Consider the following 26,714-nt stretch of genomic DNA (forward strand, 5'->3'; position numbering starts at 1 on the left):
ACAGATGGCGAAGCTGCCGAGGTCAGCGGGTCTTTTCGGTTTTGAAGCGGCGTTCCAGCAGGCTGACGAGGCGGACCATCGGCCAGAGAAAGATGAGATAGACCAGCGCTGCGCCAATCAGCGGCGAGGGGTTGGCGTAGAGCGACTGCGCGTTGGTCGCTTCCTTCAGCAGTTCGGGCAGCGCCACGGTGGAGGCGAGCGAGGTGTCCTTGAACATCGAAACGCAGTTGCTGGTCATCGGCGGAATGACCACGCGGATTGCCTGCGGCAGCACCACCTTGCGCAAGGTCAGCAAAAACGGCAGGCCGAGTGCCTGCGCCGCCTCGAACTGGCCGCGCGGAATGCTCTCTATGCCGGAGCGGAACACCTCAGCCGAATAGGCCGCCATGATGATGGCGAATGCCGTCACCGCGGAGGTCCAGGACGACAGGCGTATGCCGAGGAATGGCAGCGCGTAGTAGATCAGGATCAGCACGACCAGCACCGGCATCGCCCGGAAAATATCGATATAGCCAACCGCCAGCAGCCGCAGCGGCTTTGGCGCATAGAGCCGCACCAGGCTGATCGCCAGGCCGACGGGAATGCCGATGCCGATGCTCAACAGCCCGAGCAGCAGCGTGTTCAGGAAGCCGCGCAGCAGCGCCGGCAGGCTGGAGATCATGACATCGGCGTTGAAGAAGGTCTCGATCAGCGACATGGGGAGCATTCCCGAAAGATTTGGCGTCCCGCGACGCTAAGGCATGGCTCCGAGACCGGAAATCGGCCTTTTGAGCGGATCATGCGTGAAAGTCGAAAGGCTGCGGCGTCCGTTGCGCGTCCACGAGGGCGCGCAACGCTGCCCCGTGAGACTGCTGCGCCGGCGCGGAAGCCGGCGCAATCTCGGCATGAGTTGCTGCTCAGGCCTTCGGCACCGGCATTTCCTTGACGGTCGAAGAATCGGCGGGCGCGTCGCTGCCGAACCACTTCTTGTGGATCGCGGCCAGCGTGCCGTCCTTCTTCATCGCGGTCAGCGCGTCGTTCAGCTTGCCGAGCAGCGGGTGGTCCTTGGCCATCATCAGGCCGTACTGCTCGCCGGTCTTGATGCGCTCTTTTACGGCGAGATCCTTCATCTTGGTGAAGGAGTATTCCAGGCCCGGAACGTCGCTGACCGCGGCGTCGACGCGACCGGCGCTGAGATCGAGCAGCAGGTTCTGCTGCGTGTCGTAGCCCTTCACCTCGCTGAACCCGCCGGCCTCCTGGTGCTGCTTGGTCCAGGCTTCCCCGGTCGAGCCGGACAGCACGCCGATGATCTTGCCCTTGAGGTCGGCCTCGGCCATGATCGGGCTGTCGGCCTTGGCGGCGATGCCCATGTCGGAATCATAATAGGGCTGCGTGAATGCCTGCGACTTCAGTCGCTCCGGCGTGATCGTGATCGACGAGATGGCAACGTCGATGCGCTTCGACGTGGTGGCGGCGAACAGGGCCTGAAATCCGAGGTCGGCAATTTCCGTGGTCATGCCGATGCGCTTTGCCGCTTCGTTGACGATGTCGACTTCGAAACCCTCGAACGTGCCGCTTTCGTTCTTGTATTCGAAGGGCGGATTGGTCGGATAGGCGCCGACGTTCAGCACGTCCGCGGCATAGGCGGTGGCCGGGCCGGCGGCGATGCCGATGGCGGCAGCGAGAAGAAGCAGGTTGCGACGAGTGAAGCTCATTTTCGTTCCCTCTGGTTCGGCCACTCCCTGTGGCGATTTTCACTTCCGCCCCTTTCAGCGCCGTATTTCCGGACACTGCAGGCGAGGCGGCGCCTGAAGTCAGGATGCGCGGCGTTGCCGCGCGCCGATCAACTGTTGCAGGCGCTCCAGCAGTGCATCGACCGCGGCGTCCGTGGTGACCATGCCGGGCGACAGCCTGAGCGTCGCGCTGCGCGTGTCGCAGTAGAGTCGCTCATCGCGCAGCGTCGACACTGTCTTCACCGGGTCGACGCCTTGCGGCAAGGTCAGCATGACGCTGCCGCCGCGCTCGTCTGGATCGAGCGGCGAACGGACCGTCCAGCCATTGTCCAGCGCGCAGCCGACAATGCGCTCGGTCATGCTGGCGTTCTGGGCGCGGATGGCGTCGACGCCTGTCTCGGCGACCCATTCGAGGCCGGGCAGCGATGCGACGCTGGCCAGGATGGCCGGCGTGCCATGGTCGAAACGGCGCGCATCGTCCGCATAGGCGAAACTGTCGAGATCCCACGAAAATGGGTTTGGCTGGCTGAACCAGCCGCGAAGTTCCGGCCGGCATGTTGCCAGGAGATCGGGCGTCACCTGCAGGATGCCGGCGCCCGAGGTGCCGCACAGCCATTTCAGCGAGGTCGAGACGACGAAATCGACCGGCGTCTTCGCGATCGAGAAGGGCGTCACGCCGACCCCTTGGGTGATGTCGACACCGATGATGGTGCCCATCTTCCGGCCATGCGCGGCAAGCCGCGCCACGTCGCAGCGGTGCGAGGCTGTCGAGGTGACGAAGGTCAGCAAGGCGAGGCCGATATCGTCCTGCCAGCGTGCGATGAAATCCTCGTCGCGCACCCAGCTCTCACCGGGCCGCAGCGGCACGGTATCGAGCGTGAAGTTGAAGCGCTCTGCAAGTCCGGCAAGCAGGAAGTGCAGGCTCGGAAAACAGTCGGCCGCGACCAGAATGCGTTTTCCCGCCAGACGCTCGGACGGCAAGGCGCCGATCAGACTGTAAAGGGCCGATGTGACGTTCTCGGCGGTGGTCAGTGTGCCCTGCGGGGCATCGATCAGCGAACCCCAGGCATCGATGAAGCGCTGCCTCGCGGCAAGGGCGGCCGGCCATTGGCCGTCATCTTCCGCCGACCAGACGCCCGAGAATTCCGACAGGGCAGCAGCCATGCGCTCCGCCTTGCCGGGAAACGTTCCGATCGAATGGTAGAGAAAATAACCAGACACTACGCCTTTGCTCCCGTGATCATGTGATCACAAAACGGAATACGGATCAATCGCTGCCAGCGAACAAATGCGATTCAATCGGGAAAATCGGGCGATTTTTCCGACCGTGAGCGGTCGCGGATCGGCATTTTCCGGCGTCGATTTGGCGTTCGACCGCGGCGGAGTTTTCAGGAGGCCTTGCCGAACCCGGCGAACTCGACTGGCTTGGGTTCCGGCACGTCGGGGCAGATGGCGCGCAGCGTCTCCTGCGTCGTCGTGATGTCCGCAACCACCTCCTCGCGGGCGCGAGCAAAATCGCGATCCTTCAGTGCCGCGATGATCGCGGTGTGCCGCCCGGAAGGCTCCATCGTGCCGGCGCGCATCAAAGGCGCGACATGGTTTGACAACAGCCGCATATAAGGACCGAAGCGCAGCCACAGCGTCTCGATCAGCTGGAACAGCACATCGGAGCCGGAGGCGCGGTAGATGGTGAAATGGAACTGCTGGTTCTTGGCGATCAGCTCGTAGATGCTGCCATTGCGCCCGATCGCCTGCTGGTCGGCGGTGATCTGCTGCAATGTGGCTATGTCGGAAGCGGTCAGGCGCGGCGCCCCGAGTTCGGCCGCCAGCCCCTCGACGGCGACGCGAGCCCGGCAGAGGTCGTCGAGCCGCGCGCGGGTGACGACCGGCACGCAGGCAGAGCCGTTCTGCGAGATCTCCAGCGCGTTCTCGGCGGCGAGCCGCCGCAAGGCCTCGCGCACCGGCATGTTCGAAGTACCGAAGGCTTCGGCCAGAGAAGCAATGGTCAGCACTTGGGCCGGATCGAAGCTGCCGACCATCAGGGCATGCCGAAGCTGCTGGTAGACACCATCCTGGACGGTCACACGTCCCGATACAGGTTCAAATCCCAGAGCCACGGTTTCGCTTTCCTCCGACAGAAGCTATGTGCAAGTTGCACGCTGTGATCGCCCGGTCGAAGCAGGCGTGATCATCTGATCACAAAAAGCGGATACAGCCAAGGTCCGGGTTGAGCGCTAAGACATGGCTCCACAGCCGTCCAGCGTCAGTGCTGGCCCTCATTGCCCTGCCGGACATTTCTCCCGTTCAGGGAGAAAGAAGCCGGCCGCAACCTCGGCGTTCGTCCTGCAACGTTGGTGATTGGCGAAACCGCCGATGAGAGTGTCCCTCGCCCGTTTACGGGGAGAGGATGCCGGCAGGCAGGTGAGGGGCGGCGCCAGCTGCTATAGGCTTGATGCCTGACTTGGGAGAGGCCGAAGTAGAGCTGAACCTCAGTCCGGGATCACCGCTGTCGCCTGGATCTCCACCTTGGCGCGATCCTCTACCAGCGCCATGACCTGCATGGCGGCCATGGCCGGAAAATGCCGCCCGATGACCTCGCGATAGGCCTCGCCGATACCCCTGAGGTTGGCCAGGTACTCGGCCTTGTCGGTAAAGTACCAGGTCATCGAGGTGATATGCTCAGGCTCGGCGCCGGCCTCGGCCAGCACGGCGACGATGTTGGCAAGTGTCTGGCGCACCTGGCCGACAAAATCGTCGGTTTCGAACCGGCCTTGCCCGGTCCAGCCGACCTGGCCGCCGATGAAGATCAGCTGCCCGCGCGCGGCGATGCCATTGGCGTAACCCACAGGTTTCGCCCAACCTTCCGGCTGCAGGATGGTGTGCATATCAAGCCTCCCGATATTCAAATCCGGTTCGAAATATTCAAAATTCGCAACCGGTCCAAACTGCAAATTTCTCGGCCTCAGGCCGCTCCCATCACTTGCCGCGCGATCACCACCTTCTGCACGTCGGACGCACCCTCGTAGATGCGCAGCGCGCGGATCTCGCGATACAGGCTTTCGATGATGTGGCCCTTGCGGACGCCATCGCCGCCATGCAGCTGCACGGCCTTGTCGATCACCTCTTGCGCCTTGTCGGTGGCGAACAGCTTGGCCATCGCCGCTTCGCGGGTGACACGGGCGGCGCCCATGTCCTTGGTCCAGGCGGCGCGATAAACCAGCAAGGCGGCGGCATCGACATCCAGCGCCATGTCTGCAATATGGCCCTGCACCATCTGCAACTCGGCCATCGCCGCGCCGAACAGTTTGCGCTCGTCCACTCTTTTGATGCTTTCATCCAGCGCGCGCCGGGCAAAGCCGAGCGCCGCCGCACCGACGGTCGAGCGGAACACGTCGAGCACCGACATGGCGATGCGGAAACCGTCGCCCGGCCGGCCGATCAATGCCGCCGCCGGAAGGTGGACATTGTCGAAGGACAGGCGTGCCAGCGGATGCGGCGCGATCACCTCCAGCCGCTCGGTGATGGTAAGGCCCTTGGTCTCGGCCGGCACGATGAAAGCGGAAAGCCCCCTGGCGCCGGGCGCCTCGCCGGTGCGGGCGAAAACGACGTAGAGATCGGCAATGCCGCCATTGGAGATCCAGGTCTTTTCGCCTGAGAGGATATAGTCGTCGCCGTCACCCGTGGCCGTCATCTCCATATTGGCAACGTCCGATCCCGAGCGCGGCTCCGACAGCGCGAAGGCGGAAATCGCCTTGCCGGCGCGGGTCTTCGCCAGCCAGCGCTGTTGGTCGGGCGTGCCGAACAGGCTGAGCGCGCCGGTGCCGAGCCCTTGCATGGCGAAGGCGAAATCGGCCAGTCCGTCATGCCGGGCCAGCGTCTCGCGCGTCAGGCAGAGCGTGCGCACGTCGAGCGGCCCGGGATTTTCCGTGTCGAGCGCCGTTGGCTTCAGCCAGCCGTCCTGGCCGAGCTTCGCCACCAGCTCGCGGCAGGCGGCATCGACATCGTCATGCGCGACCGGCAGGGTCTTCGCGCACCACGCGTCCAGCCGCTCTGCAAGCTCGCGATGGCGGTCCTCGAAGAACGGCCAGGAGAGGAAGGACCGGTCAGGCATTTCTGCCTCCGCTGTACGTCGACCCTTGCGCTCTACGGCGCCGCCCTCTGTCCTGCCGGACATCTCCCCCACAAGGAGGGAGATTGGACGTCACCACCGCTTTCGCCAATCGCCTGCGTTGCAGGAAAGGCGCTGCGGGCGGAACCGCCGATCTCCCCCCTTGTGGGGGAGATGTCCGGCAGGACAGAGGGGCGCGCTGTCCCGCCAACGTGTTAGTTCTTGTCGGCTCAATCGAGAATTCCATCTCAATCCCCCTCGAACACCGGCTTTTCCTTGGCGACGAAAGCCGTGTACGCCCGCTCGAAATCGCGGGTCTGCATGCAGATCGCCTGCGCCTGCGCTTCCGCCTCGATCGCCTGGTCGAGACCCATCGACCATTCCTGGTTCAGCTGCGTCTTGGTGATGCCGTGGGCGAAGGTCGGCCCGGAAACAATGCGCGCCGCCATGTCGAGCGCGTCGGCCTCGAGCGCCGCCGCATCGACCAGCCGGTTGTAAAACCCCCAGCGCTCGCCTTCCGCCGCGCTCATGGTGCGACCGGTGTAAAGCAGCTCGGCGGCGCGGCCCTGACCGATGATGCGCGGCAGGATCGCGCAGGCGCCCATGTCGCAGCCGGCCAGACCGACGCGGGTGAACAGGAAGGCCGTCTTGGCCTCCGGCGTGGCGATGCGGATGTCGGAGGCCATGGCGATGATGGCGCCGGCGCCCACCGCCACGCCGTCGACCGCCGCAATGATCGGCTTGCCGCAATTCAGCATCGCCTTGACGAAATCGCCGGTCATGCGGGTGAAGGCAAGCAACGCCTTCATGTCCATCTTCACCAGCGGGCCGATGATGTCGTGGACGTCGCCGCCCGAGCAGAAATTACCGCCATTGGACAGGAACACCACCGCATCGACGTCGTCAGCATAGACGAGGTCGCGAAAGATGTCGCGCAGTTCGGCATAGCTGTCGAAGGTCAGCGGGTTCTTGCGTCCCGGCCGGTCGAGCCGGATTGTTGCGATCTTGCCTTCGACCTGCCAGTGGAAATGCTTCGGCTTGCGGCTGGCCATTTTTGTCATTCCCGTCCCTCCCAGTTGCTTCGGAAGGAATTCAGCATGCCGGTCAGCCGGCGCGCCTCGTCCTCGCTCACATTGCCCAGCAGCTCGCCGATCCAGCTCTCATGCGCGGCGGCGATCACGGCGAAAGCCTTCGAACCTTCCTCCGTCAGCCGCACCATCGAGGTGCGGCGGTCGCCGTTGCGCCGGGCGCGGGCAACCAGTCCTTCCGAGACCAGCCGGTCGACGATACCGGTCACATTACCGTTGGATACCAGCAGGAAGCGCGACAGGTCGCTCATCAGCATGCCTTCTGGCACGCGGTAGAGTGCCGCCATCACGTCGAAGCGCGGCAGCGTCGTGTTGAACTCCTGCCGCAGGCGCTCGCGCAGCTCAGCCTCGATGCTGCGTGAGGCGCGCAGCAGCCGCACCCATAGGCGCAGGCGATCCTTGCCGGGTCCGGACGGCGCGGGCAGGGGACCGGCTACCATGTCTCGCCTCCAGAGATCGAGATCGTCTGCCCGGTGATCGATTGGGCAGCATGTCCGCACAGCCACAGCACGGCCGCTGCAACTTCTTCGGGCTGGATGAAGCGGCCTTGCGGGTTGGTCGAGGCAAGGCTCGTCCTTGCGTCTTCGGCCGATCGGCCGGTCTTTTCGACGATACGCTGGACGGAGCTTTCCAGCATCTCGGTTTCGACGAAGCCCGGGCAGACGGCGTTGACCGTCACCCCGGATTTGGCGGTCTCGATCGCCAGCGCCCGCATCAGCCCGACAACGCCATGCTTGGCCGCCACGTATGCGGCGACATAAGGATAGCCTTTCAGGCCTGCGGTCGAAGCGACGAATATGATACGGCCTGTCTTCCGCACCACCATGCCGGCCAGCGCCGGCTTCGCCGTCAGGAACGCGCCGGTCAGGTTGACGTCGAGCGTGCGCTGCCAATCCACGAACGACGTTCGCTGGGCCGGGGCGCTGCCGGACATGCCGGCATTGGCGACGACGATGTCGATCGGTCCGCGCGCCGCCTCGGCGTTGCTGTAGAGGGACGCCATCACCGCTTCGTCGGTGACATCCGCAGCGATGCCGAAGATGCGTTCATTTCCCCTGGCGACTTCGGCAAGTGCAGCCTCGCGCCGGCCGCAGATGGTCACGTCAATGCCGGCGCCGGCCAGCGCCAGCGCGATGGCCCGGCCGACGCCGGAGCCGCCGCCGGTGACCAGCGCATGCCTGCCCGCGATTGCTCCGGCCGCGCTCATACTTTCAACCCCGCCGCTGCGTCGCGTTCGGCCAGCCGGTAGATCTGGTCGCGGCCCGGCAGATAGGGATCCGGCCATTTGACGCCGCGGTCGCCGAGCGTGACAGCCGCATGCAGCGTCCAGTAAGGATCGGCCAGATGCGGCCTTGCCATCGCGACGAGATCGGCACGGCCGGCCATCAGGATCGAATTGACATGGTCCGGCTCGTAGATGTTGCCGACCGCCATGGTCGCCATGCCGACCTCGTTGCGGATGCGGTCGGAGAACGGCGTCTGGAACATGCGGCCATACACCGGTTTTGCCTCGGCCGAGGTCTGGCCCGCCGACACGTCGCAGATGTCGACGCCGGCCTCATGCAAGAGCCGCGCGATCTCGACCGCATCGGCCGGCGTCACGCCTTCGATGCCGACCCAGTCATTGGCCGAGATGCGCATTGAAACAGGCTTTTCATCAGGCCAGGCGGCGCGCACCGCATGGAAGATTTCCAAGGGATAACGCATGCGGTTTTCGAGCGCGCCGCCATAGGCGTCCGTGCGCCGGTTGGTCAGCGGCGTGATGAAGGAGGACAGGAGATAGCCGTGCGCGGCGTGGATTTCGAGCATGTCGAAGCCGCAACGCACCGCCATCTCAGCCGAAGCGATGAACTGGTCGCGCACCAGATCCATGTCGGCGCGGTCCATTGCCTTCGGCATCTGGTTCTGCGACGACCATGGTACCGAGGACGCCGCCATGACCGGCCAGTTGCCTGACGTCAGCGGCACGTCGTTTCCCTGCCAGCCGACCCGGGTCGACCCCTTGGCGCCCGAATGGCCGATCTGGGCGCAGATCTTCGCCTCGGTCTCGGTATGGACGAAATCGACCAGCCGTTTCCAGGCCACCTCATGTTCGGGCGCGTAGAACCCCGGGCAGCCTGGCGTGATGCGGCCTTCCGGACTGACGCAGGTCATCTCGATATAGACAAGCCCGGCGCCGCCCTTGGCTCGTTCGGCATAATGGGCGAAGTGCCAGTCGGTCGGGCAGCCGTCGACGGCCTTGTACTGCGCCATCGGCGAGACGACGATGCGGTTCTGCAGCGCCATGTCGCGCAGCCGGAACGGCGCGAACATCGGCGCGCGCCGGAGGCTGTTGTTGCCGGCGCCGGCCTGGCGCTGGAACCATTCTTCCGCGCCGGCCAGCCACTCGGCGTCGCGCAGCCGCAAATTCTCGTGGCTGATGCGCTGCGAACGTGTCAGCAGCGAATAGTTGAACTGCACCGGGTCGAGGCCGAGATAGCGCTCGACCTCCTCGAACCATTCGAGCGAATTGCGCGCCGCCGATTGCAGCTTCAGCACTTCGGTGCGGCGGGCGTCTTCATATTTGCGGAAGGCGGCTTCGAGGTCGGGCTCTGACTCGACATAGTCGGCCAATGCCACCGCGCTTTCCAGCGCCAGCTTCGTGCCCGAGCCGATCGAGAAATGCGCGCTCGCCGCCGCGTCGCCCATCAGCGCCAGGTTCCTGTAGGACCAGCGCTCGCACAGCACGCGCGGGAAATTGATCCAGGCCGATCCGCGGATATGGTTGGCGTTGGTCATCAGCGCGTGGCCGCCGAGATGCTTGGCGAAGATCCGTTCGCAGACGGCGATCGATTCCGGCTGCGTCATCGTGCCGAAGCCGAAGCGCTCCCAGGTCTGCTCGCTGCATTCGACGATGAAGGTCGCGGTATCCTTGTCGAACTGGTAGGCATGCGCCCACACCCAGCCATGCTCCGTCTTCTCGAAGATGAAGGTGAAGGCGTCGTCGAATTTTTGGCTTGTGCCGAGCCAGACGAACTTGCATTTGCGGGTGTCGATGTCTGGCTTGAACACGTCGACGAAAGCGCCCCGTGCCTTCGAGTTCAGACCGTCGGCGGCGACCACCAGATCGTGGCTCCCCATGTAGGGTTTGGGATCGTCGATGTCGGTTTCGAAGACCAGCCTGACGCCAAGTTCGCGCGCCCGCCGCTGCAAAAGGATGAGCAGCCGCTTGCGGCCGATGCCGCAAAAGCCGTGGCCGGTCGAGACCGTGCGCACGCCGTCATGGATGACGGCGATGTCGTCCCAATAGGCGAAATGCTTCCTGATCCAGACCGCGCTGACCGGGTCGTTCCTGGTTAGATTGTCGAGCGTTTCGGCCGACAGCACGACGCCCCAGCCAAATGTGTCGTCGGCGCGGTTGCGCTCGAACACCGTCACCTCGTGGGCGGCGTCCCTGAGCTTCATCGAAATGGCAAAGTAGAGGCCGGCTGGCCCGCCGCCGAGAACCGCAACCTTCATGCGTGCGATCTCCTCTTCGCTTATTATTCGCCAGTATCGCCCCTGAGGTAAATTATTTCAAGCTTGAAGTTTCATAATTGAAGCGATCCATCCTGACGCCTTTCGCGTGCCTGCAGTCAGACCCGCAAGCACGCGCTTGCCGGATCATTTTTCCGGGGTCTTCGGGCTCCACAGCACCGTTTCCGCGTCCTTTTCATAGGCCATGCCGTCGGGATAGCTGATCGCTTCCAGCTGCAGGCCCCAGGGCGCCTGGAAATAGAGGATGGTCTGGCCGGCGGCCGGCCCTTCGGTAACCGGCAGCGGTCCCATTCGCGTCTTGACGCCCTTTTCATCGAGATAGGCTTTCGCCGCGGTGATATCGTCGACATAGAAGGCGATGTGGAAGCCGCCAATGTCGCTGTTACGGGCCTGCAGGTCCCTCTGGTCCGGCGCCGTGTATTTGAACAGCTCAATGTTCGACCCGTGGCCGCAGCGGACCAGGGTGATTTCCTCGATCACCGCCTTGGGGTCTACGCCCAGCAGATCCTGCATGAACGTACCCTTGTCGTCGGCGAACGGGCCGAAGGACATAGCCTTCTTGCAGCCGACGACCTCGGTGAAGAAGTCGATGGCCTGCTTCATGTCGGGCACCGTAACCCCGGTGTGATCGTGCCCGCGCATGCCGGGAATGGAGTCGGCGGAAGCGGTGCCGATGCTGGCCAGGACGGCGGTCGCAAGCGTTGCGTTTCGGATTGCGTTCTTCATCTCAGTCATCCTCTCGCGGGACAATTGTGACTTGCCGGGCGCACGCCCGAGGCCCGCTCTTCGGCGTGCGAATGATACTGACGATCCTTGCGGCCGCTTTCATGGCGACGTCTTCGCCGCGGACAGCAGCCAGTCGGCATCGATCTCAGGCAGCGGAATGGCGGCGAGGAGATCGCGCGTGTAGGCCTGTTGCGGGTTGTCGAACAAAGCGTCGGTGGCGCTGGCTTCGACGATCGCGCCTTCGCGCATGACGATCACCTGCTGGCACAATCGTCGGATTACCGACAGATCATGGCTGATGAAGGCGACGGTCAGGCCCATTTCGGCCGCCAGCCTTTCCAGCAGCGTCAGGATCTGCGCCTGGGTCGATACGTCGAGGCCGGAGATGATCTCGTCGGCCAGCACGAATTTCGGCGACAGCGCCAGCGCCCGGGCAATGCCGACACGCTGGCGCTGGCCGCCAGACAGTTCGTGGCGGTAGCGGCTGGCGAAACTTTGCGGCAGGCCGACGCGCTGCAGCGCCTCGGCGACACGCCCCTTGAGATTGTCGCCAAACCCGTTTTGCCTGAGGGGGGCGGCGATGATACTGAAAATCGTGCGGCGCGGATTGAGCGACGACATCGGATCCTGGAAGATCATCTGCAGGTTGCGGCGCAGAGGCCTGAGTTCCGCCTCAGGCAGATGCGTGATGTCGCGGCCGTCGAAAATAATGCTGCCGTCGCTCGGCTCCAAGAGGCGCACCAGGGCGCGGCCGAGCGTCGATTTGCCCGACCCGGATTCGCCGACGATACCGGTCACCGAGCCCCTGGGGAGGTCGAAGTCCAGCCCTTTCAGGATCTCGGCCATCGGCGCCCGGCCGATCAGCGGCTTGCGCGTCATGTCGGGTAGCGCGACCTTCAGCCCGCGCACGGAAAACAGCGGCTCAGCCATGTGGCCGCCTCCAGGCCTGGTCGGCAGCGGCGATTTCCGAGGCCAGTCCGGCCAGCACCGCCTCGTCCACCGGTTTCAGCGAGGCGAACGGGTTGGTGTAGCGCGGTGTCGCCGCCATCAACGCCCGCGTATAGGGGTGCTGCGGCGAAGCGAATAACGCCGCCGTTTCGGCCTCCTCCACCACCTTGCCGGCATAGAGCACCGACACTTTCTGGCTGATCTTGGCGACGACGCCGAGATCATGGGTGACGAACAGGATCGCCGTGCCGTGCTCGCGCTGCAATTGCGCGATCAGCCGCAGGATCTGCTTCTGCACGGTCACGTCGAGCGCCGTGGTCGGTTCGTCGGCGACGATCAGCCTTGGCTCGGCGGCGAAAGCGGCGGCGATCAGCACGCGCTGGCGCATGCCGCCGGAAAGTTCGTGCGGATAGCTTTTGGTGACACGGTCCGGATCGCGGATCTGCACCTCGTCGAGCAATTGGCGGATACGGATGTCGGCTCGCTGTCCACTCCAGCCGAGGATGCGCACCAGCCGGTCGGTCATCTGCGGGCCGATGCGGCGCGACGGGTTGAGCGCGGTCAGCGGATCCTGCGGGATCAGCGCGGTGCGGGCGCCCATCAGCGTCCGCCTTGCCTTTGGCTGAAGCCGGCCGAGATCCTCGCCCTCGAGCAGTATGTCGCCTTCGACGATGCGCACGCTGGGCGGCAGCACGCCGAGCACCGCCTTGCCGATCATCGTCTTGCCGGCGCCGCTCTCGCCGACCAGCGCGCGGACCTCGCCGGGTTGAACGGAGAGCGACACCGAACGCAGCACGCGGACGCCATTCGGCAGCACGGCGCTCAAGGACCGGATGTCGAGGCAAGGGTTCACAGCCGCGTTCATCGCAACACCGGATCGAAGCGTGCCTTCAGCCCCTCGCCGAACTGGCTGAATGACAGCACCGTCAGGATCAGCGTGATCAGCGGAAACACCAGCACCCACCACGCCTGATGGATCGACAGCCGGCCCTCGGCGATGATGCCGCCCCAGGTCGGATCGTCGGTCGAGATCGACAGATTGACGAAGGACAGGATTGCTTCGACGATGACGGCAATGCCCATTTCGAGCGACAGCAGCGCCACGATCGACGGCACCACATTGGGCAGCACTTCGCGCAGCATGATGCCGATGCGGCCATAGCCGGCGATGCGGGCGTTCTCGACATAGTCCATGCGCGCCTGGCCCATGGTCTCGGCGCGGATCACCCGGCAGAAGCGCGTCCAGTCGATGACGGCGATGGCAATGATGACCGAGCTCAAGCCCGTGCCGAGCACGGCGACCAGCAGGATGGCGAACAGCACCGGCGGAAACGCCATCCAGACATCGACGACGCGCGAGATGATGCGATCGGCCCAGCCGCCGAAATAGCCTGATATCAGCCCGAGCGTCGAGCCGACCAGGCAGGCGGCCAAGGCCGCCGCGAAGGCGACGACGAAGGCGATGCGGGCGCCGAAGATGAGCCGCGACAGCAGATCGCGGCCGAGGCTGTCGGTGCCGAGCCAGAAGCCCGGTTCGGAACCGCTCATCCAGAAGGGCGGCAGGCGTTCGAACATCAGATCCTGCGCCAGCGGATCCTGCGGTGCCACCAGCGGCGCGAAGAGCGCGGCAAGCAAAGCCAGCAGCAGCCAGCCGCCGGCAAGCCATAGTTTTGCGCCCGAACCATGTCGTGAGATGCGGCCGTCATCCATGGCGCAGCCTCGGATTGAGCACCGCATACGTCATGTCGACGGCAAGGTTGATCAGCACGAACAGCAGCGCGAAGACCAGCACGATGCCTTGGATCAGCGGCAGGTCGCGGTTGATGACGGCGTCGATCGCCATATTGCCGAGACCTTCATAGGAAAACAGCCGCTCGACGATGACCGTGCCGCCGATCAGGAAGGTGAATTGCACGCCAACCAGGGTAAGCGTCGGCAGCGCGGCGTTCTTCAGCGCTTCGCGCAAAATGACCTGCGTTTCCGAAAAGCCCTTCACCCGCGCCAGCACGACGTAATCGAGGTCGAGCACTTCCTTCAGCGACTGTTTCAGCAACTGCGAGATGATCGCGGCGAGCGGCAGCGCCAGGGCCACGGCCGGCATCAGCATGTGCCCGAGTAGGTCCTTGGTCAGGTCGAAGCGCAGCCGCACCAGGCTCTCGAACAGATAGAACTGGGTGACGAAGGGCAGGTCGAGCTGCGGCGACACCCGGCCGGAAATGTCGAACACCGGCATCAGCACGCCGAACAGCAGGATCAGCACAAGGCCCCACAGGAAGTCGGGAATGGAAAGGGCGGCACCGCTGGCGATATCGATGCCGGCCTCGACCGCGGTGCCGCGTTCGCGCGCGCCGAGGATCGCCGTCGTGCCGCCGATCGCCAGCGCCATCAGCAGCGCGACGATGGCAAGCTCCAATGTCGCCGGCAGCCGGTTGAAGACCAGCCCCAGAACATCCTGCCGGAGAGAGATCGAGGTGCCGAAATCGCCTCTGACGACGCCGGCCAGCCAGATGAAGAACTGCTCGACGATGGTCTTGTCGAGCCCATAAAGCGCCCGCAGCCGGGCGATGTCGGCATCGGTGGCGCCGGGCGGCAGCATCATCGCGATCGGGTCACCGGGCGCGACGCGGATCACGACGAAGACGACGACGGCCACGCCGAACAGCGTGATCGCCATCGTCAAAAGGCGGATCAGGAATCTTTGCAGCAGCATGGTCGCCTGTATGCCTGGCGGAAAGATGCGCGCCGTCATTGCTGACGGCGCGCGGCAATCCCGGACCGATGTCAGGCCGGGGTCATCAGCGCCGGCAAAAGCGCGCCGGACACATTCTGCACGACGTTGACGCCCTTGGCATGCACGATCGGCTGCGCATACTGGATCAGCGGCAGCACATAGGCCTGTTCGGCGATGTACTTGTCGACAGCCTTCCAGCCGGCGATGCGCTTGGCCTCGTCCGCCTCGCCCCACAGCGGGTTGATCATGTCGATCAGATCCTGGCTGTCCCACACCGAATGCGGGCTCGGGCCATAGGTGGCAAAGCCGGTCGAGGTGGTCGGATCGCCGATGGCATTGCCCCAATTGTAGAAGGCGGCCGGCGCCAGCTTGTCGGCGGCGCGCAGTTCGTAGTGCTTGGCGATCTCGTAGACCTCGATCGTCGCCTCGATACCGACCTTGCGCCACATGCCGACGATCGCCTGGATCATCTCGTAGTCCTTGGGCTTGAAGCCCTTGGTCGTCTGGATCGTGAACTTGACCGGCTTCTCCGGCGAATAGCCGGAAGCGGCCAGCAATTCCTTGGCTTTTTCCGGATTGTGCTCGACCTTGATCGACGCATCGTAGGCGGCGTATTCCGGCGTTTCCAGCGTGTCGATCGGCTGGCCGTAGCCGCGCAGCAGCCGATCGACGAGCAGTTTCTTGTCGACCGCCATCACAGCTGCCTGACGGACATTCTTGTCCAGCATCGCGTCGATGTCGTTGAAGAAGATCATGCCGATGTCGGAAACATTCTTGCACGAGCCGGCAAGCCCGTCCTTGGCGATCAGCCGGTCATATTCCTCATAGGGGATTTCGAGCGTCACCTGCGAGGAACCGGACTCGATCTCGGCGACACGGCTCGCCGCGTCGGTGACGAACTTGATCGTCACATTCTCGAAGGCCGGCTTGCCGCCCCAGTAGTTCGGGTTGGCCTTCAGCCGCAGGAAGGCGTTGCGCTCGAATTTGTCGACCATGTAGGGGCCGGTGCCGATCGGCGCCTTTTCGAAGTCCTCGGCGCCGACCTTCTCGTAATAGGCCTTCGGCATGATGTAGCCCGTCAGGAACGACATCCATTTGAACAGCGTCGGCTCGAAGGCGATGACGTCGCCGGTGATCTTGTTGCCGTCGATCTTGAAGTTGCCGATCTTCGACCAGACGAACTGGATCGGGTTGCCGGTCTCCACCTTGCCGGCGCGCTCCAGCGACCACACCACGTCCTCGGCGGTGAATGGCGAGCCATCATGCCAAGTGACGCCGTCGCGCACCGTCATCATGATCTTGGTGCGGTCGTCGTTCCATCCCCATTCGGTCAGCAGGCCCGGCGCAAACGACAGGTCCGGCTTCTGCGGGATGAACTGGTCGAACACCGACTGGTAGAGGCCCTGGATGGTCGGGTTGACCGCCGAAGGCCCGGTGGTCGGGTCCCAGGACGGCAGGTTGACGTTGTAGGCGATGGTCAGTTCGCCGGCCGCCTTGGCTATCTGCGGCAGGCCGAGCGCCGTCGCGCCAAGTGCTGCCGCGCTATATCCGAGCAATTCTCGTCTGTTGAGTGTCATGGTCGTTCCCCTGTTGGTTTTGTCTGCGCGGCGTCGTTGTCGTTCTGTGGGTTCAGGCTCCCTGGGCAACCGCGCCTCGCCCATTCGCAAGTCTCTTGAATCCTACCTCCCGCCAAGCTGTTGGGCGAGCATATAGCCCGAGGCAGCACCGGTGCCGGCGCCTGGCCATGTCGCGGCACCTGTGAGATGCAAATTCGTGACCGGCGTGTTCCAGCGCGCGAAGCCGCGCGCCGGGCGGAAGAGAAAGTTCTGCGCCAAATGGTGGCTGCCGCAGATCTGGTCGCCACCCACGAGGTTGGGGTTCTCGCGTTCGAGGTCGAGCGGCGAGAACACGGCGCGGCCGAGGATCTTCTGGCGCAGGCCGGGCGCATAGCTCTCGATGATGTCGAGAACGCGCTCGGCGTAGTGTTCCCTAACCTCGTCCCAGTGAGCCGGCGCGATTGTGCCCGCCGCATCGCCCAGGATTTCGGCGGGCAGCATGCGCACCTGCACCCACAGCACATGCTTGCCTTCCGGCGCGCGCGACGGATCGATCGCGGTCGGCTGGCCGACGACCAGGACCGGCTCGTCCGGCAGCATGCCCGACATTGCCTGCTGATAGGTCCGCGACATGGCGTCGAGCGACGGCGACAGATGGACATAGGCGAATTGCCTGAGATCGGCGCCGGCGCGCCAGTCCGGCAAATCGTCCAGCGCCAGATGGATCATCATCGTGCCCGGCGCGTGGCGGAACTTTTTCATCGCCGTGTCGAAGCCGGCGTCGCCGGAACCATCCGGCAGCAGTCTGCCGGGCAACGCTCCAGGCGCGACGCCGGCGATGACGGCCTTGCTGGCGGTATGGGTCTCGCCGGAAGCGAGCCGCACGCCGGTCGCCTTGCCGGCGGCAACCGTGATCTCGGCCACCTCGGCCCCGGTTGCAATCTTGCCGCCGGCAGCGGTGACCATGCCCGACAGGGCGCGGATGATGGTGTCGGCGCCGCCCTTGCCGAGCACCATGCCGAAGCACTGGTTGGCCATCGATTCCAGATACGGGAACACCGCGCCGCCAGCGATGTCGGGGGCGAAGTCGAGATGCATGCCCCAGGTGGCGAGCGTCGCCCTGACATGCGGCGACTCGAAATTCTCCTCCAGCCAGGAGCGGGGTGATGACATCAGCAGGCGGCCTGTGTCGAGCGCGCCGGCAAAACCCTTCTTGCGCCACAGGTTCCAGGCGGTGCCGGCCAGTACCCGTCCGCCCATCGGCGAGCCCAGCAGCCGGAACAGATGCTCGGCTTCCGCCGGGAAAGCCGCGACCAGCCGGCGCCATGTGGCTGCGTCGGCCGCGGAAAAAGCTGCCATGCGCGACGCGGTCTTTTCCAGGTCGTTGCTGACGCCAAACCAGCGTCCGTCCGGAAAGGCACTGGCAAAGCAGTCAGCGACCGGCGCGAATTCCAGTCCGTGGGTTTTCAATTCATTTGCATATTTCTTGTGAAAGGCCGAGCCGGCGAAGAGGCTCAGATTCATCGCGCCGAAATCGTGCTTGAAACCGGGCAGCGTGAATTCGCGGGTCTGGACGGCGCCGCCGATCGTTTCGCTACGCTCGAAAATCGCGGTTTTCCAGCCATTGAGCGCCAGATGCGCGGCGCATGCCAGACTGTTGTGGCCCGCCCCCACGAATATGGCGTCAAACTCGCTCACGCCCCACCCAACCCATTTCCTTTATGCTTAAAGATAATTGCAGATGCATATGTTTTCGTCTAGTAGGATATTAAGGGCCGCAACGAGCCTTCAGAGCCATCCAAGAAGAGGGAACAGAGACCATGGACACGCAACAACTCCTCGGCGAGGTCGCCGGCCAGCTTCTTTCAGGCGCCATCCAGGTGGTCGACCTGACTGCGCCGCTTGGGCCTGACACGCCGCTGATCAAGCTGCCGCCGGAACTGGCGGTGGACACGCCGAAGATCGAGATCCACGCGATCTCCCATTATGACAAGAATGGACCGTGGTGGGCCTGGAACTGGCTGAAGCTCGGCGAGCATTCGGGCACGCATTTCGACGCGCCGCAGCACTGGATCACCGGCAAGGATTATCCGGACGGCGCTACCGACACCATTCCGGCGCAGAACTTCGTTGGCCCGGTCAATGTCATCGACTGCTCGAAGCAGGCCGCCGCCGACCATGACTTCCTGCTCACCGTCGACCACATCAAGGCGTGGGAAGCCGAGCACGGTGCCATCAACGCCGGCGAATGGGTGGTGATGCGCACCGACTGGTACAAGCGCAACGGCTCGGAAGCCGAATTCCTCAACGCCGACGAGACCGGCCCGCACACGCCCGGACCGACCGCCGAGGCCATCCAGTATCTCATCAGCAAGGACATAAAGGGCTGGGGCAGCGAGACGATCGGTACAGATGCTGGCAAAGCAGGGGGAATGGAGCCGCCATTCCCGGCGCACAGCCTGATGCACAAGGCCAACCGCTACGGGCTCGCCAGCCTCTGCAACCTCGACCGGCTGCCACCGAAGGGCGCGATCCTGATCGCGGCACCGCTCAAGATCGAGCACGGCACCGGCAGCCCGATCCGCGCATTGGCGTTGGTGCCCCGCGCTTAAGCGACAGGCCACGACGATGAGCGATATCGATCACATCATCGTCGGCAGCGGCATCAACGCGCTGGTCTGCGCGGCGATGCTCGGCGGCAAGGGAGCGAAGGTGCTGGTGCTCGAGCGCAACGACCGCATCGGCGGCTGCGTGCGCACCGAGGAGATCACCGCGCCCGGCTTCATCCACGACGTGATGGCGACGACCTTCGTGCTGTTCATCACCTCGCCGGCCTATGCGGCGCTGGGCAAGGACCTGGCGCGGCATGGTCTGGAGTTCTGCAACACCGGTACGCCCACCGGCGTGCTGCGGCCGGACGGCAGCCATGCCGTCCTGCGCACCGACCGCGCCGCCAATGTCGCGGCGGCCAATGCGCTTGCCGCGGGCGACGGCGACCGGCACGGCAGCGATGTCGGTGAGATCGAACGCAATGCCGGCCTGCTGTTCGGCCTGCTCGGCGGCAGCCTGTGGTCTTATCCCACGACCAGGCTGCTGGCGGGCGAAGCCTGGCGGCGCGGCCCGCGCGGCCTTGCCGGCTTTCTCGGCCAGGCGCTGGTGCCGGCGCGCGGCTGGCTGGAAAGCACCTATCAATCCGAAACCACCCGCGCGCTCTGGGCTCCCTGGGTCCTGCATGCCGGCCTCGGACCCGAAGATGCGTTTTCCGGCCAGATCGCCAAGGTCATCGCCTTTGCGCTTGAAGCCGCCGGCGCGCCGATCGTCAAGGGCGGCGCCAGCAACCTGCTGGCCGCTTTCGAGGCGCTGATCAAGGAGCGCGGCGGCGTGATCCGGACGGAAGCGGACGTTGCCTCCATCATCCAGAGCGGCGGCCGTGCAACCGGCGTGCGGCTGGCTTCGGGCGAAACGGTCACCGCGAACAAGAGCGTGATCTGCTCGGTCACGCCGACCCAGCTTTATGGGCGGCTGCTCGGCGACGCGGCCCCGAAATCCGAGGTCGAAGCAGCGCAAAAATACCGCTACGGCAAGGGTAATTTCCAGATCCACTACGCGTTGGACAAGCCGCCCGCATGGCGCGGCGACGGCTTGGACAAGGTCGCGCTGCTGCACCTGACGCCCGGACTCGACGGGGTGTCGAAAGCTTGCAACGAGGCGGTGCGCGGCATGCTGCCGGAGGTGCCGACCATCTGCGTCGGCCAGCCGCATGCGCTCGATCCATCGCGCTGTCCGGACGGCAAGGCGATCCTGTGGCTGCAGCTGCCCGAGGCGCCACGCCATATCAAGGGCGATGCTGCCGGTAAACTCGCGATGCCGGCGGACGGCCGCTGGACCGAAGCATTGCGCGAAGCCTATGCCGACCGTGCCGAAGCCATCCTCGCCAGCCATATCGACGGGTTCAAGGACAGCGTCATCGCACGCCGTGCCTATTCGCCGGCCGATCTGGAAGCGATGAACGTCAATCTGGTCGGCGGCGATCCCTATGGCGGCGCCTCGACCATCGACCAGTCGTTCCTGTGGCGGCCGTCCAAGACGAGCCGCAACCACGACACCGGGGTCAAGGGCCTCTACCATATCGGCGCTTCGACCCATCCCGGCGCGGGCTTGGGCGGCGGTTCCGGCTTCCTGCTGGCGGGGAGGCTGTGATGGAACAGAAGGTTGAAAAGCGCCAGCGCATCTCGACACTGGGTCAGATCGGCCTGCAGCAATTCGCGCCCTATCTGATGAACCGCATCATGGGCCGCTACAACGCCACCTTGCGCGACGATTTCCGCAAGCAGGGCCTGACCATTCCGCAGGTGCGCACGCTGGCCGTGCTGTCGGTCACCGACGGCGTCACGGTCAACGATCTCTCGGTCTATACGGTCATCGAACAATCCACCTTGAGCAGGACGCTCGACACGCTGGAAGGGCAGGGATTTGTGCGGCGGGAGCAGGGCGTCACCGACAGCCGCATCCGCCATGTATTCCTGACCGACGAGGGTCGCGCCGAGTTCACCCGCGCCTGGCCGGCCATGCATGACGCGTTCGAGGCTATGTTCGACGATGTCGACGATGCCGAATACGCGGCGCTGATCGCGACGCTGCAGAAGATGCTGAAGAACATTCGCAAGCACGACATTTGACGATCTCACGCGCCGCCAAATTTCGGCGGTAACGGAAGGAGCCAAAAAATGGCCGAACGGTCTTTTGCCAAGGAAGTCGAGAAGCTCAGGGTCGGCGCCGGCGAGGAGTTTTCCGGCGAGGGCATTCTCGCCATCACCAAGGCGCTGCTGCAATGCGGCGTCGGCTATGTCGGCGGCTATCAGGGCGCGCCGATCAGCCATCTGATGGACGTACTGGCCGACGCGCAGGACATTCTGGGCGAGCTCGGCGTGCATTTCGAGGCGAGCGCCTCGGAAGCAACCGCCACCGCCATGCTGGCGGCCTCGGTGCATTATCCGATCCGGGGTGCGGCGACTTTCAAGTCGACGGTCGGCACCAATGTCGCCTCGGACGCGCTCGCCAACCTCGCCTCCGGCGGCGTCACCGGCGGCGCGCTGATCATTGTCGGCGAGGATTACGGCGAGGGCTCCTCGATCATGCAGGAGCGCAGCCATGCCTTTGCCATGAAGAGCCAGGTCTGGCTGCTCGACCCACGGCCGAACCTGCCGTCGATCGTCAAGGCGGTGGAGGACGGCTTCGAGCTTTCCGAGATTTCCAACACGCCGGTCATGCTGCAGGTCCGCATCCGCTGCTGCCATGTCCACGGTCATTTCATCGCCAAGGACAACAAGCGGCCGGCGATGACTGTGGCCGATGCGCTGGAAGCGCCGCGCCGCGACACCGGCCGCATCGTGCTGCCGCCAGCCTCCTTCCTGCATGAGAAGGAGAAGGTCCAGAAACGCTGGCCGGCGGCGGTGGATTTCATCCGCACCAACAAGATCAATGAGTTCTTCGGGCCGGAACATGGCTCGGTCGGCATCGTCATGCAGGGCGGCATGTACAATTCGGTCATCCGGGCACTGCAGCGCCTCGGCTTGGCCGATACTTATGGTGTGACAGACGTACCGCTCTATGTGCTCAACGCCGTCTATCCGCTGGTCGACGACGAGTTCCTGTCCTTCTGCGAAGGCAAGGACGCCGTGCTCGTCGTCGAGGAAGGCCAGCCCAACTATATCGAGCAGGCCTTTGCCGCGATGCTGCACAAGGCCGGGCGCGGCACCAAGCTCGTCGGCAAGGAACATCTGCCGATGGCCGGCGAATATACCGGTCAGGTCATGCTCGACGGCATCGGATCGTTCCTGCGTGCCACCATCCCGCATCTGCTGCCGAGCGAGGTCCGCGCGCCCAACAAGATCGGCGACGGGCTCGATACCGCCGACCTGATCAACGTCGTACCGGGCCGTCCGCCCGGCTTCTGCGTCGGCTGTCCGGAACGGCCGATCTTCGCCGCCACCAAGCTGGTTGAGCAGGAACTCGGCAAGCACCACATCGCCTCCGACATCGGCTGCCATCTGTTTTCGATCATGCCGCCCTTCGAGCTCGGCGCCACCACCATGGGCTACGGGCTGGGGCCGGCTTCGGCCTCGGCCTTCAATTCCCCCGACGCCAAGCGCCGCTCGATCTCCTTCGTCGGCGACGGCGGCTTCTGGCACAACGGCCTGACCTCGTCGATCGGCAATGCCGTGTTCAACAAGAATGACGGCGTCATCGTCATCGTCGACAACTTTTATTCGGCGGCGACGGGAGGGCAGGACATTCTCTCGTCCCGCGCGGGCAACAAGACGAAATCGACCAAGCACCCGATCACCGAGGCGGTGAAGGGCATGGGCGTCAAATGGCTGCGCCACATCGACCGCACCTACGATGTCGGCAAAATGCAGGCCACGCTGCGCGAGGCGCTGACGACGGACGAGAAGGGCCCGAAAGTCATCGTCGCCTCGTCCGAATGCATGCTCAACCGGCAGCGCCGCGAGAAGCCGCTGATCGACAAGGCGATCAAGGGCGGGACAAGGATCGTCAAGCCGAAATTCGGTGTCGACGAGGACATCTGCACGGGCGACCATGCCTGCATGCGGCTGTCCGGCTGCCCGTCGCTTTCGGTCAAGTCGCTGGACGATCCGCTACGCGACGACCCGGTGGCGCATATCGACCAGAGCTGCGTCGGTTGCGGCAATTGCGGCGAGGTTGCCGATGCGGCAGTGCTGTGCCCGTCCTTCTACCGCGCCGACGTGGTGCACAACCCCAGCCGTTGGGACCGTTTCCTGGAGGCCGCGCGTCGCGCCACGATCGGCCTGTTGCAGCGGCGCCGCGAAAGCCGGCGCCTGATGTTCGCCGATGCTTGACGCCGTCCCCTCATCGCGCTCGAAAGCCGGCGCTCCCGAAGACGAGCGCGTCATCAAGCTTGCCGTGCTGGCGGTCGGCGGCCAGGGCGGCGGCGTGCTGGCAGACTGGATCACCGACGTCGCCGAGCGCAACGGTTATGTTGCGCAATCGACCTCGGTCGCCGGCGTCGCCCAGCGCACCGGCGCCACCATCTACTATGTCGAAATGTGCCGCGACACCGGCCGCTTGCCGGTCTTCGCGCTGTCACCCTCGCAGGGCGACGTCGACATCTTGATCGCGGCCGAACTGATGGAAGCCGGCCGTGCCATCATCCGCGGCTTCGTCACGCCCGAGCGCACGACGCTGATCGCCTCGTCGCACCGCATCGCCGCCGTGTCGGAAAAGATCGAGCCCGGCGACGGCCGCGCCTCGTCGTCAAAAGTGCATGCGACGGCGGAAACCGCGGCCAAGCGCTTCATCGCCTTCGACATGGAGAAGATCGCCGCCGACAACGGTTCGATGATCTCGGCCAGCCTGCTCGGCGCGCTGGCGGGGTCCGACGCCTTGCCGTTCACGCGCGAGAGCTATGAGCAGGCGGTCAGTGCCGGCGGCCGCGGCGTGAAGGCCAGTCTCGCCGCCTTCGTCGCGTCCTTTGATCGCGCGCGTGGCATCACGAACACGCCACCTCCGGGCGACAAGATCGCAGGGCCGAAAGCTGCCGAAACCGGCTCGGGCGCGGCGGCAAAGGTGAGCGGCCCGGAAAACCTGCTGAAGGGCTGGCAGGACCTTGCGGCGCGCGTCGATGCGCTGCCGCTTCCCGCGCGCGACATGGCGTTTCGCGGTCTGAAAAAAGTCGTCGACTATCAGGACATCGCCTATGGCGGCGAGTATCTCGACCGCCTCGACCGCGCCGTCGCGCTGGACAATGCCGATGGCTATGGGGCCGAACATGCCTACGCGCTGTCGATCGCAGCGGCAAAGCATCTGGCCAACGCCATGTGTTACGACGACATGATCCGCGTCGCCGACCTGAAGACGCGTTCGACGCGCGACCTACGCGTGCGCCGCGAGGTCGGCGTCAAGGACGGTTCGATCCTGCAGGTGACCGAATATTTCCATCCGCGCATCGAGGAGTTCTGCGGCACGCTGCCGGCCGGGCTGGGCAGCTACATCGAGGCGCGGCCGAAGCTTGCCGCCTTTCTCGACCGCCGCATCAATCGCGGCCGGCGCATCCGCACCGACAGTTTTGCCGGTTTTGCCGCGCTGTGGTTCATCGGCGGCCTGCGCCGCTGGCGCCGCCGCCTGCTGCGCCACAGGGTCGAGACCGCGCATCTCGAGCGCTGGTACGCGCTGGCGCTCGGCCATGTCAGGGAAGACTACGGACTTGCCGTCGAAATCCTCAACTGCCGCCGGCTGATCAAGGGCTACAGCGACACCCACGCCCGCGCCCAGTCGAAATTCGACCGGGTGCTGTCGGCGCTCGACCTGGTCAAGGGCCGCGCCGATGCCGCCGACTGGATCAGGCGCCTGCGCGAATCAGCGTTGAAGGACGAGAAGGGTGACATGCTCGATGGCGCGCTGAAAACGGTGGCAACGCTGGGAGATGGCCCCGTCCCATCCGCTTGACCAGTGAGATCGGAATAACTCCAGACCAACGCCCCCACACCGGAGGAGTGCAACGGCGACCGCCTACCCCCGGCAAAAGCCTTAGCAAGTGACAAGGTCTGTGTGGCCGAAGCCCTTGGAGTAATCGAGCACCGAGATGACCGTCGGCGTGACGCGGAATATGCGGACATCCTCCGGGGTCGGCATCGGAACAGGCAGGGGCGCGACCTGCTCAGGATACTTCAGCGGAAGCATGCCCAAGACCTTGGCCGCTTCGGCCGGATCAGCCACCGCTTTCGCGTGCGCCGCCATGGACAGGCCGGTAATCGCCATCAAATCCGGAGTGTCGTGATCAATCGTCACCGACACCCGATCATCGCGCGCCAGATTCGCTGCCTTTTGGCTGTCCAAGCCGCAGAGGAAGTAGAGGGCGAGGCCTTCGTTCACATAACCGACGGTCGTCGCCTGCGGCCAGCCATCCGGCCTTAGCGTGGCGATCGTCATGATCCGGTGTTGGTCCAACAGCGTCAGGATCTTCTTTTTGAGCTCTTCGTCCATCGGTCGTCTCCATGATCGCGGGCAATCCAAATGCACGGACAATCATCCGGCCACCCAACTGCTTTGGCGTTGACGCAAGTCAAACCATGGCACCCGACAAACCAGGCACCGTTGATGCGATCGAACACGGAGTTGGAAAAGTCGAGCTGGTGAGGACTGCGCCGCGTTCGGGGGCCGCAGCGGCGGCGACACCACAACAACGCGTTGGGGGCATTCCTGCCGGTCTGATCACCTGCGCTGTTGCGTTGCTGTCGGGGCGACCCATTTCGGTCGCCGGACTTCCTATGCAACCCTACGGAATGCAGTGCTTCTCGATGTCGCGCGCCGTGAACTCTGCGGCTCGTCGCCACGCTTCGTCGGTATCTCCCCGATAAGTCAGGTATCGATCGCAGACAGGTTTGTTGTCGTTCAAATCCAGCACTGCAAACTTCACCCAGCCAACCAGCGTGCTCATCTTGTGCATCTGACCGATCAGGAGATATTTCGCGCGGGCTGTTCTTGCCTGCTTCGAGAGATCGACAAGGCCGGGGTCCTTGATGGTGCACTGTTCTGCCTGACAAGGTAACTCGACGAGGTCGATCTTCTCCGAAAGAGCATCGTGCAACGCAACGCCAAATGCCTTCAGTCGCGCTTCGTGCTCCGCGGTCTGGTCCCTGACTTCGCCTGATGTATCCTTGAACTCGAAATCCGCGACAGCGAGGGCCGCTGGCTCGACGGCATCGGCAAAAGCGGCCGACGCAAGCACGCCAGCGCCGATCAGGGTCAGGAGAAATTGTCCGCACTCAAAAAGTCGAAATCGTACTTCCGCGCATTGCACCTTGAGCATCTCGGTCTCCGAGGTAGGGACGATAGCCGTCCCAATGGCGGTGCCCATTGTCTCTTCGCGTTGTTGGAGGCGCGGAAAGCAAGCGCAAGACTACCCAGTTGCGTCGTAACGTCAACTTTCCACCCGTTTACTGGGTGGACTCCACCTTCGCGACAACGAGCTTGCCTTTGGCGCGCGAGATTTCGAGTGCCTGGCCGGGGCCTGTCAACGCGCCCGGGACCGAGATCACCATCGCCTGGCCCTCGGTGAGGGTCGCGACGAAGCGTACGGGCAGACTTTCTTCGCCCGCCGCCATCGTGGTGACCACCCGATAGCCGTCATCCGCCTCGGTGTAGTAGACGATGCCGTGGAAGCTGCCGAGATCGACGGTCCCGCCCTGACGGGCCGTGAGTTCGCCGGCAGAAGCGGAACTTGCCACAACGCAAAGCGCTGCTAGAGCTGTGTATCTGAACATCGTGTTTTTCTCCATTGAGAATTAT

General features: G+C 64.5%; 25 protein-coding genes. 5 read left to right on the top strand and 20 right to left on the bottom strand.

All coding sequences use genetic code 11. The features are described 5' to 3' along the window. Window positions 1-22: 22 nt before the first annotated feature. From IQ26_RS21720 to IQ26_RS21805, 17 genes are all read right to left on the bottom strand, one after another. Complete coding sequence (locus IQ26_RS21720; RefSeq protein ID WP_145720396.1) at window positions 23-697, bottom strand: amino acid ABC transporter permease; 675 nt, start codon at window positions 695-697, stop codon at window positions 23-25. A 199-nt stretch (window positions 698-896) separates the two neighbouring features. Further along, entirely contained in the window at window positions 897-1,694 is a 798-nt protein-coding gene (locus IQ26_RS21725; RefSeq protein WP_145720397.1) for an ABC transporter substrate-binding protein, read from the bottom strand. Window positions 1,695-1,793: 99 nt separating this feature from the next. Next, window positions 1,794-2,933 carry an aminotransferase class V-fold PLP-dependent enzyme gene (locus IQ26_RS21730; protein ID WP_145720398.1) on the bottom strand — a complete coding sequence of 380 codons (1,140 nt, stop codon included), beginning with the start codon at window positions 2,931-2,933 and terminating at the stop codon, window positions 1,794-1,796. Between the two features lie 167 nt (window positions 2,934-3,100). Next, entirely contained in the window at window positions 3,101-3,829 is a 729-nt protein-coding gene (locus tag IQ26_RS21735) for a GntR family transcriptional regulator (RefSeq protein WP_145720399.1), read from the bottom strand. 372 nt (window positions 3,830-4,201) lie between these two features. Continuing rightward, window positions 4,202-4,597 carry a RidA family protein gene (locus IQ26_RS21740; RefSeq protein WP_145720400.1) on the bottom strand — a complete coding sequence of 132 codons (396 nt, stop codon included), beginning with the start codon at window positions 4,595-4,597 and terminating at the stop codon, window positions 4,202-4,204. Window positions 4,598-4,674: 77 nt separating this feature from the next. Further along, the gene (locus IQ26_RS21745) at window positions 4,675-5,823 is read right to left on the bottom strand and encodes an acyl-CoA dehydrogenase family protein (protein WP_145720401.1); all 1,149 of its coding nucleotides are present in this window, start codon (window positions 5,821-5,823) and stop codon (window positions 4,675-4,677) included. Between the two features lie 245 nt (window positions 5,824-6,068). Next, the gene (locus tag IQ26_RS21755) at window positions 6,069-6,881 is read right to left on the bottom strand and encodes an enoyl-CoA hydratase family protein (protein ID WP_145720402.1); all 813 of its coding nucleotides are present in this window, start codon (window positions 6,879-6,881) and stop codon (window positions 6,069-6,071) included. After that, entirely contained in the window at window positions 6,878-7,348 is a 471-nt protein-coding gene (locus tag IQ26_RS21760) for a MarR family winged helix-turn-helix transcriptional regulator (RefSeq protein ID WP_095487734.1), read from the bottom strand. Before IQ26_RS21760 ends, IQ26_RS21755 begins: the two co-directional genes overlap by 4 nt. Next, a complete protein-coding gene (locus tag IQ26_RS21765) occupies window positions 7,342-8,115 on the bottom strand; it encodes an SDR family NAD(P)-dependent oxidoreductase (RefSeq protein WP_145720403.1) in 774 nt (257 codons plus the stop codon). The genes IQ26_RS21760 and IQ26_RS21765 overlap by 7 nt, the downstream gene beginning before the upstream one ends. After that, window positions 8,112-10,406 (bottom strand): bifunctional salicylyl-CoA 5-hydroxylase/oxidoreductase, encoded by a 2,295-nt coding sequence (locus tag IQ26_RS21770; protein ID WP_145720404.1) that lies wholly within the window; start codon window positions 10,404-10,406, stop codon window positions 8,112-8,114. Before IQ26_RS21770 ends, IQ26_RS21765 begins: the two co-directional genes overlap by 4 nt. 144 nt (window positions 10,407-10,550) lie before the next feature. Then, a complete protein-coding gene (locus IQ26_RS21775; protein ID WP_145720405.1) occupies window positions 10,551-11,150 on the bottom strand; it encodes a VOC family protein in 600 nt (199 codons plus the stop codon). A gap of 99 nt (window positions 11,151-11,249) precedes the next feature. Beyond that, entirely contained in the window at window positions 11,250-12,080 is an 831-nt protein-coding gene (locus IQ26_RS21780; RefSeq protein WP_145720406.1) for an ATP-binding cassette domain-containing protein, read from the bottom strand. After that, the gene (locus IQ26_RS21785; protein ID WP_145720407.1) at window positions 12,073-12,963 is read right to left on the bottom strand and encodes an ABC transporter ATP-binding protein; all 891 of its coding nucleotides are present in this window, start codon (window positions 12,961-12,963) and stop codon (window positions 12,073-12,075) included. Before IQ26_RS21785 ends, IQ26_RS21780 begins: the two co-directional genes overlap by 8 nt. Beyond that, window positions 12,960-13,808, bottom strand: a complete 849-nt coding sequence (locus IQ26_RS21790) for an ABC transporter permease (protein WP_145720408.1) — start codon at window positions 13,806-13,808, stop codon at window positions 12,960-12,962. Before IQ26_RS21790 ends, IQ26_RS21785 begins: the two co-directional genes overlap by 4 nt. After that, window positions 13,801-14,808 carry an ABC transporter permease gene (locus IQ26_RS21795; RefSeq protein ID WP_145720409.1) on the bottom strand — a complete coding sequence of 336 codons (1,008 nt, stop codon included), beginning with the start codon at window positions 14,806-14,808 and terminating at the stop codon, window positions 13,801-13,803. Before IQ26_RS21795 ends, IQ26_RS21790 begins: the two co-directional genes overlap by 8 nt. Before the next feature lie 71 nt (window positions 14,809-14,879). Then, window positions 14,880-16,406, bottom strand: coding sequence for an ABC transporter substrate-binding protein (locus IQ26_RS21800; RefSeq protein ID WP_145720410.1), 1,527 nt, complete (start codon window positions 16,404-16,406; stop codon window positions 14,880-14,882). Between the two features lie 102 nt (window positions 16,407-16,508). Then, window positions 16,509-18,083, bottom strand: a complete 1,575-nt coding sequence (locus IQ26_RS21805; RefSeq protein WP_145720411.1) for a phytoene desaturase family protein — start codon at window positions 18,081-18,083, stop codon at window positions 16,509-16,511. A 122-nt stretch (window positions 18,084-18,205) separates the two neighbouring features. Between IQ26_RS21805 and IQ26_RS21810 the strand changes: the two genes are divergently transcribed. From IQ26_RS21810 to IQ26_RS21830, 5 genes are read left to right on the top strand one after another with little or no spacing between them, the layout of a single operon-like run. Further along, window positions 18,206-18,997, top strand: coding sequence for a cyclase family protein (locus IQ26_RS21810; RefSeq protein ID WP_145720412.1), 792 nt, complete (start codon window positions 18,206-18,208; stop codon window positions 18,995-18,997). 16 nt (window positions 18,998-19,013) lie between these two features. After that, window positions 19,014-20,585: a phytoene desaturase family protein gene (locus IQ26_RS21815; protein WP_145720413.1), complete on the top strand. Its 1,572-nt coding sequence runs from the start codon at window positions 19,014-19,016 to the stop codon at window positions 20,583-20,585. Further along, window positions 20,585-21,064 carry a MarR family winged helix-turn-helix transcriptional regulator gene (locus IQ26_RS21820; RefSeq protein WP_126037474.1) on the top strand — a complete coding sequence of 160 codons (480 nt, stop codon included), beginning with the start codon at window positions 20,585-20,587 and terminating at the stop codon, window positions 21,062-21,064. The genes IQ26_RS21815 and IQ26_RS21820 overlap by 1 nt, the downstream gene beginning before the upstream one ends. Window positions 21,065-21,112: 48 nt before the next feature. Continuing rightward, on the top strand, window positions 21,113-23,266 hold the full coding sequence (locus tag IQ26_RS21825) for a thiamine pyrophosphate-dependent enzyme (RefSeq protein WP_145720414.1): 2,154 nt from the start codon (window positions 21,113-21,115) through the stop codon (window positions 23,264-23,266). Next, window positions 23,259-24,872 (top strand): indolepyruvate oxidoreductase subunit beta family protein, encoded by a 1,614-nt coding sequence (locus IQ26_RS21830; RefSeq protein ID WP_145720415.1) that lies wholly within the window; start codon window positions 23,259-23,261, stop codon window positions 24,870-24,872. The genes IQ26_RS21825 and IQ26_RS21830 overlap by 8 nt, the downstream gene beginning before the upstream one ends. Before the next feature lie 81 nt (window positions 24,873-24,953). Here IQ26_RS21830 and IQ26_RS21835 read toward each other — a convergent pair whose 3' ends face one another. The 3 genes from IQ26_RS21835 to IQ26_RS21845 all read right to left on the bottom strand — a co-directional run bounded on the left by IQ26_RS21835 (window position 24,954) and on the right by IQ26_RS21845 (window position 26,689). Next, window positions 24,954-25,409 (bottom strand): pyridoxamine 5'-phosphate oxidase family protein, encoded by a 456-nt coding sequence (locus tag IQ26_RS21835; RefSeq protein ID WP_145720416.1) that lies wholly within the window; start codon window positions 25,407-25,409, stop codon window positions 24,954-24,956. 292 nt (window positions 25,410-25,701) lie between these two features. Beyond that, window positions 25,702-26,235 carry a DUF2380 domain-containing protein gene (locus IQ26_RS21840; RefSeq protein ID WP_162458034.1) on the bottom strand — a complete coding sequence of 178 codons (534 nt, stop codon included), beginning with the start codon at window positions 26,233-26,235 and terminating at the stop codon, window positions 25,702-25,704. A 127-nt stretch (window positions 26,236-26,362) separates the two neighbouring features. Next, window positions 26,363-26,689: a hypothetical protein gene (locus IQ26_RS21845; protein WP_145720418.1), complete on the bottom strand. Its 327-nt coding sequence runs from the start codon at window positions 26,687-26,689 to the stop codon at window positions 26,363-26,365. Between the last annotated feature and the right edge of the window lie 25 nt (window positions 26,690-26,714).

Source organism: Mesorhizobium tianshanense (assembly GCF_007830515.1).
In the GTDB taxonomy this organism is placed as follows: Bacteria; Pseudomonadota; Alphaproteobacteria; order Rhizobiales; family Rhizobiaceae; genus Mesorhizobium; species Mesorhizobium tianshanense.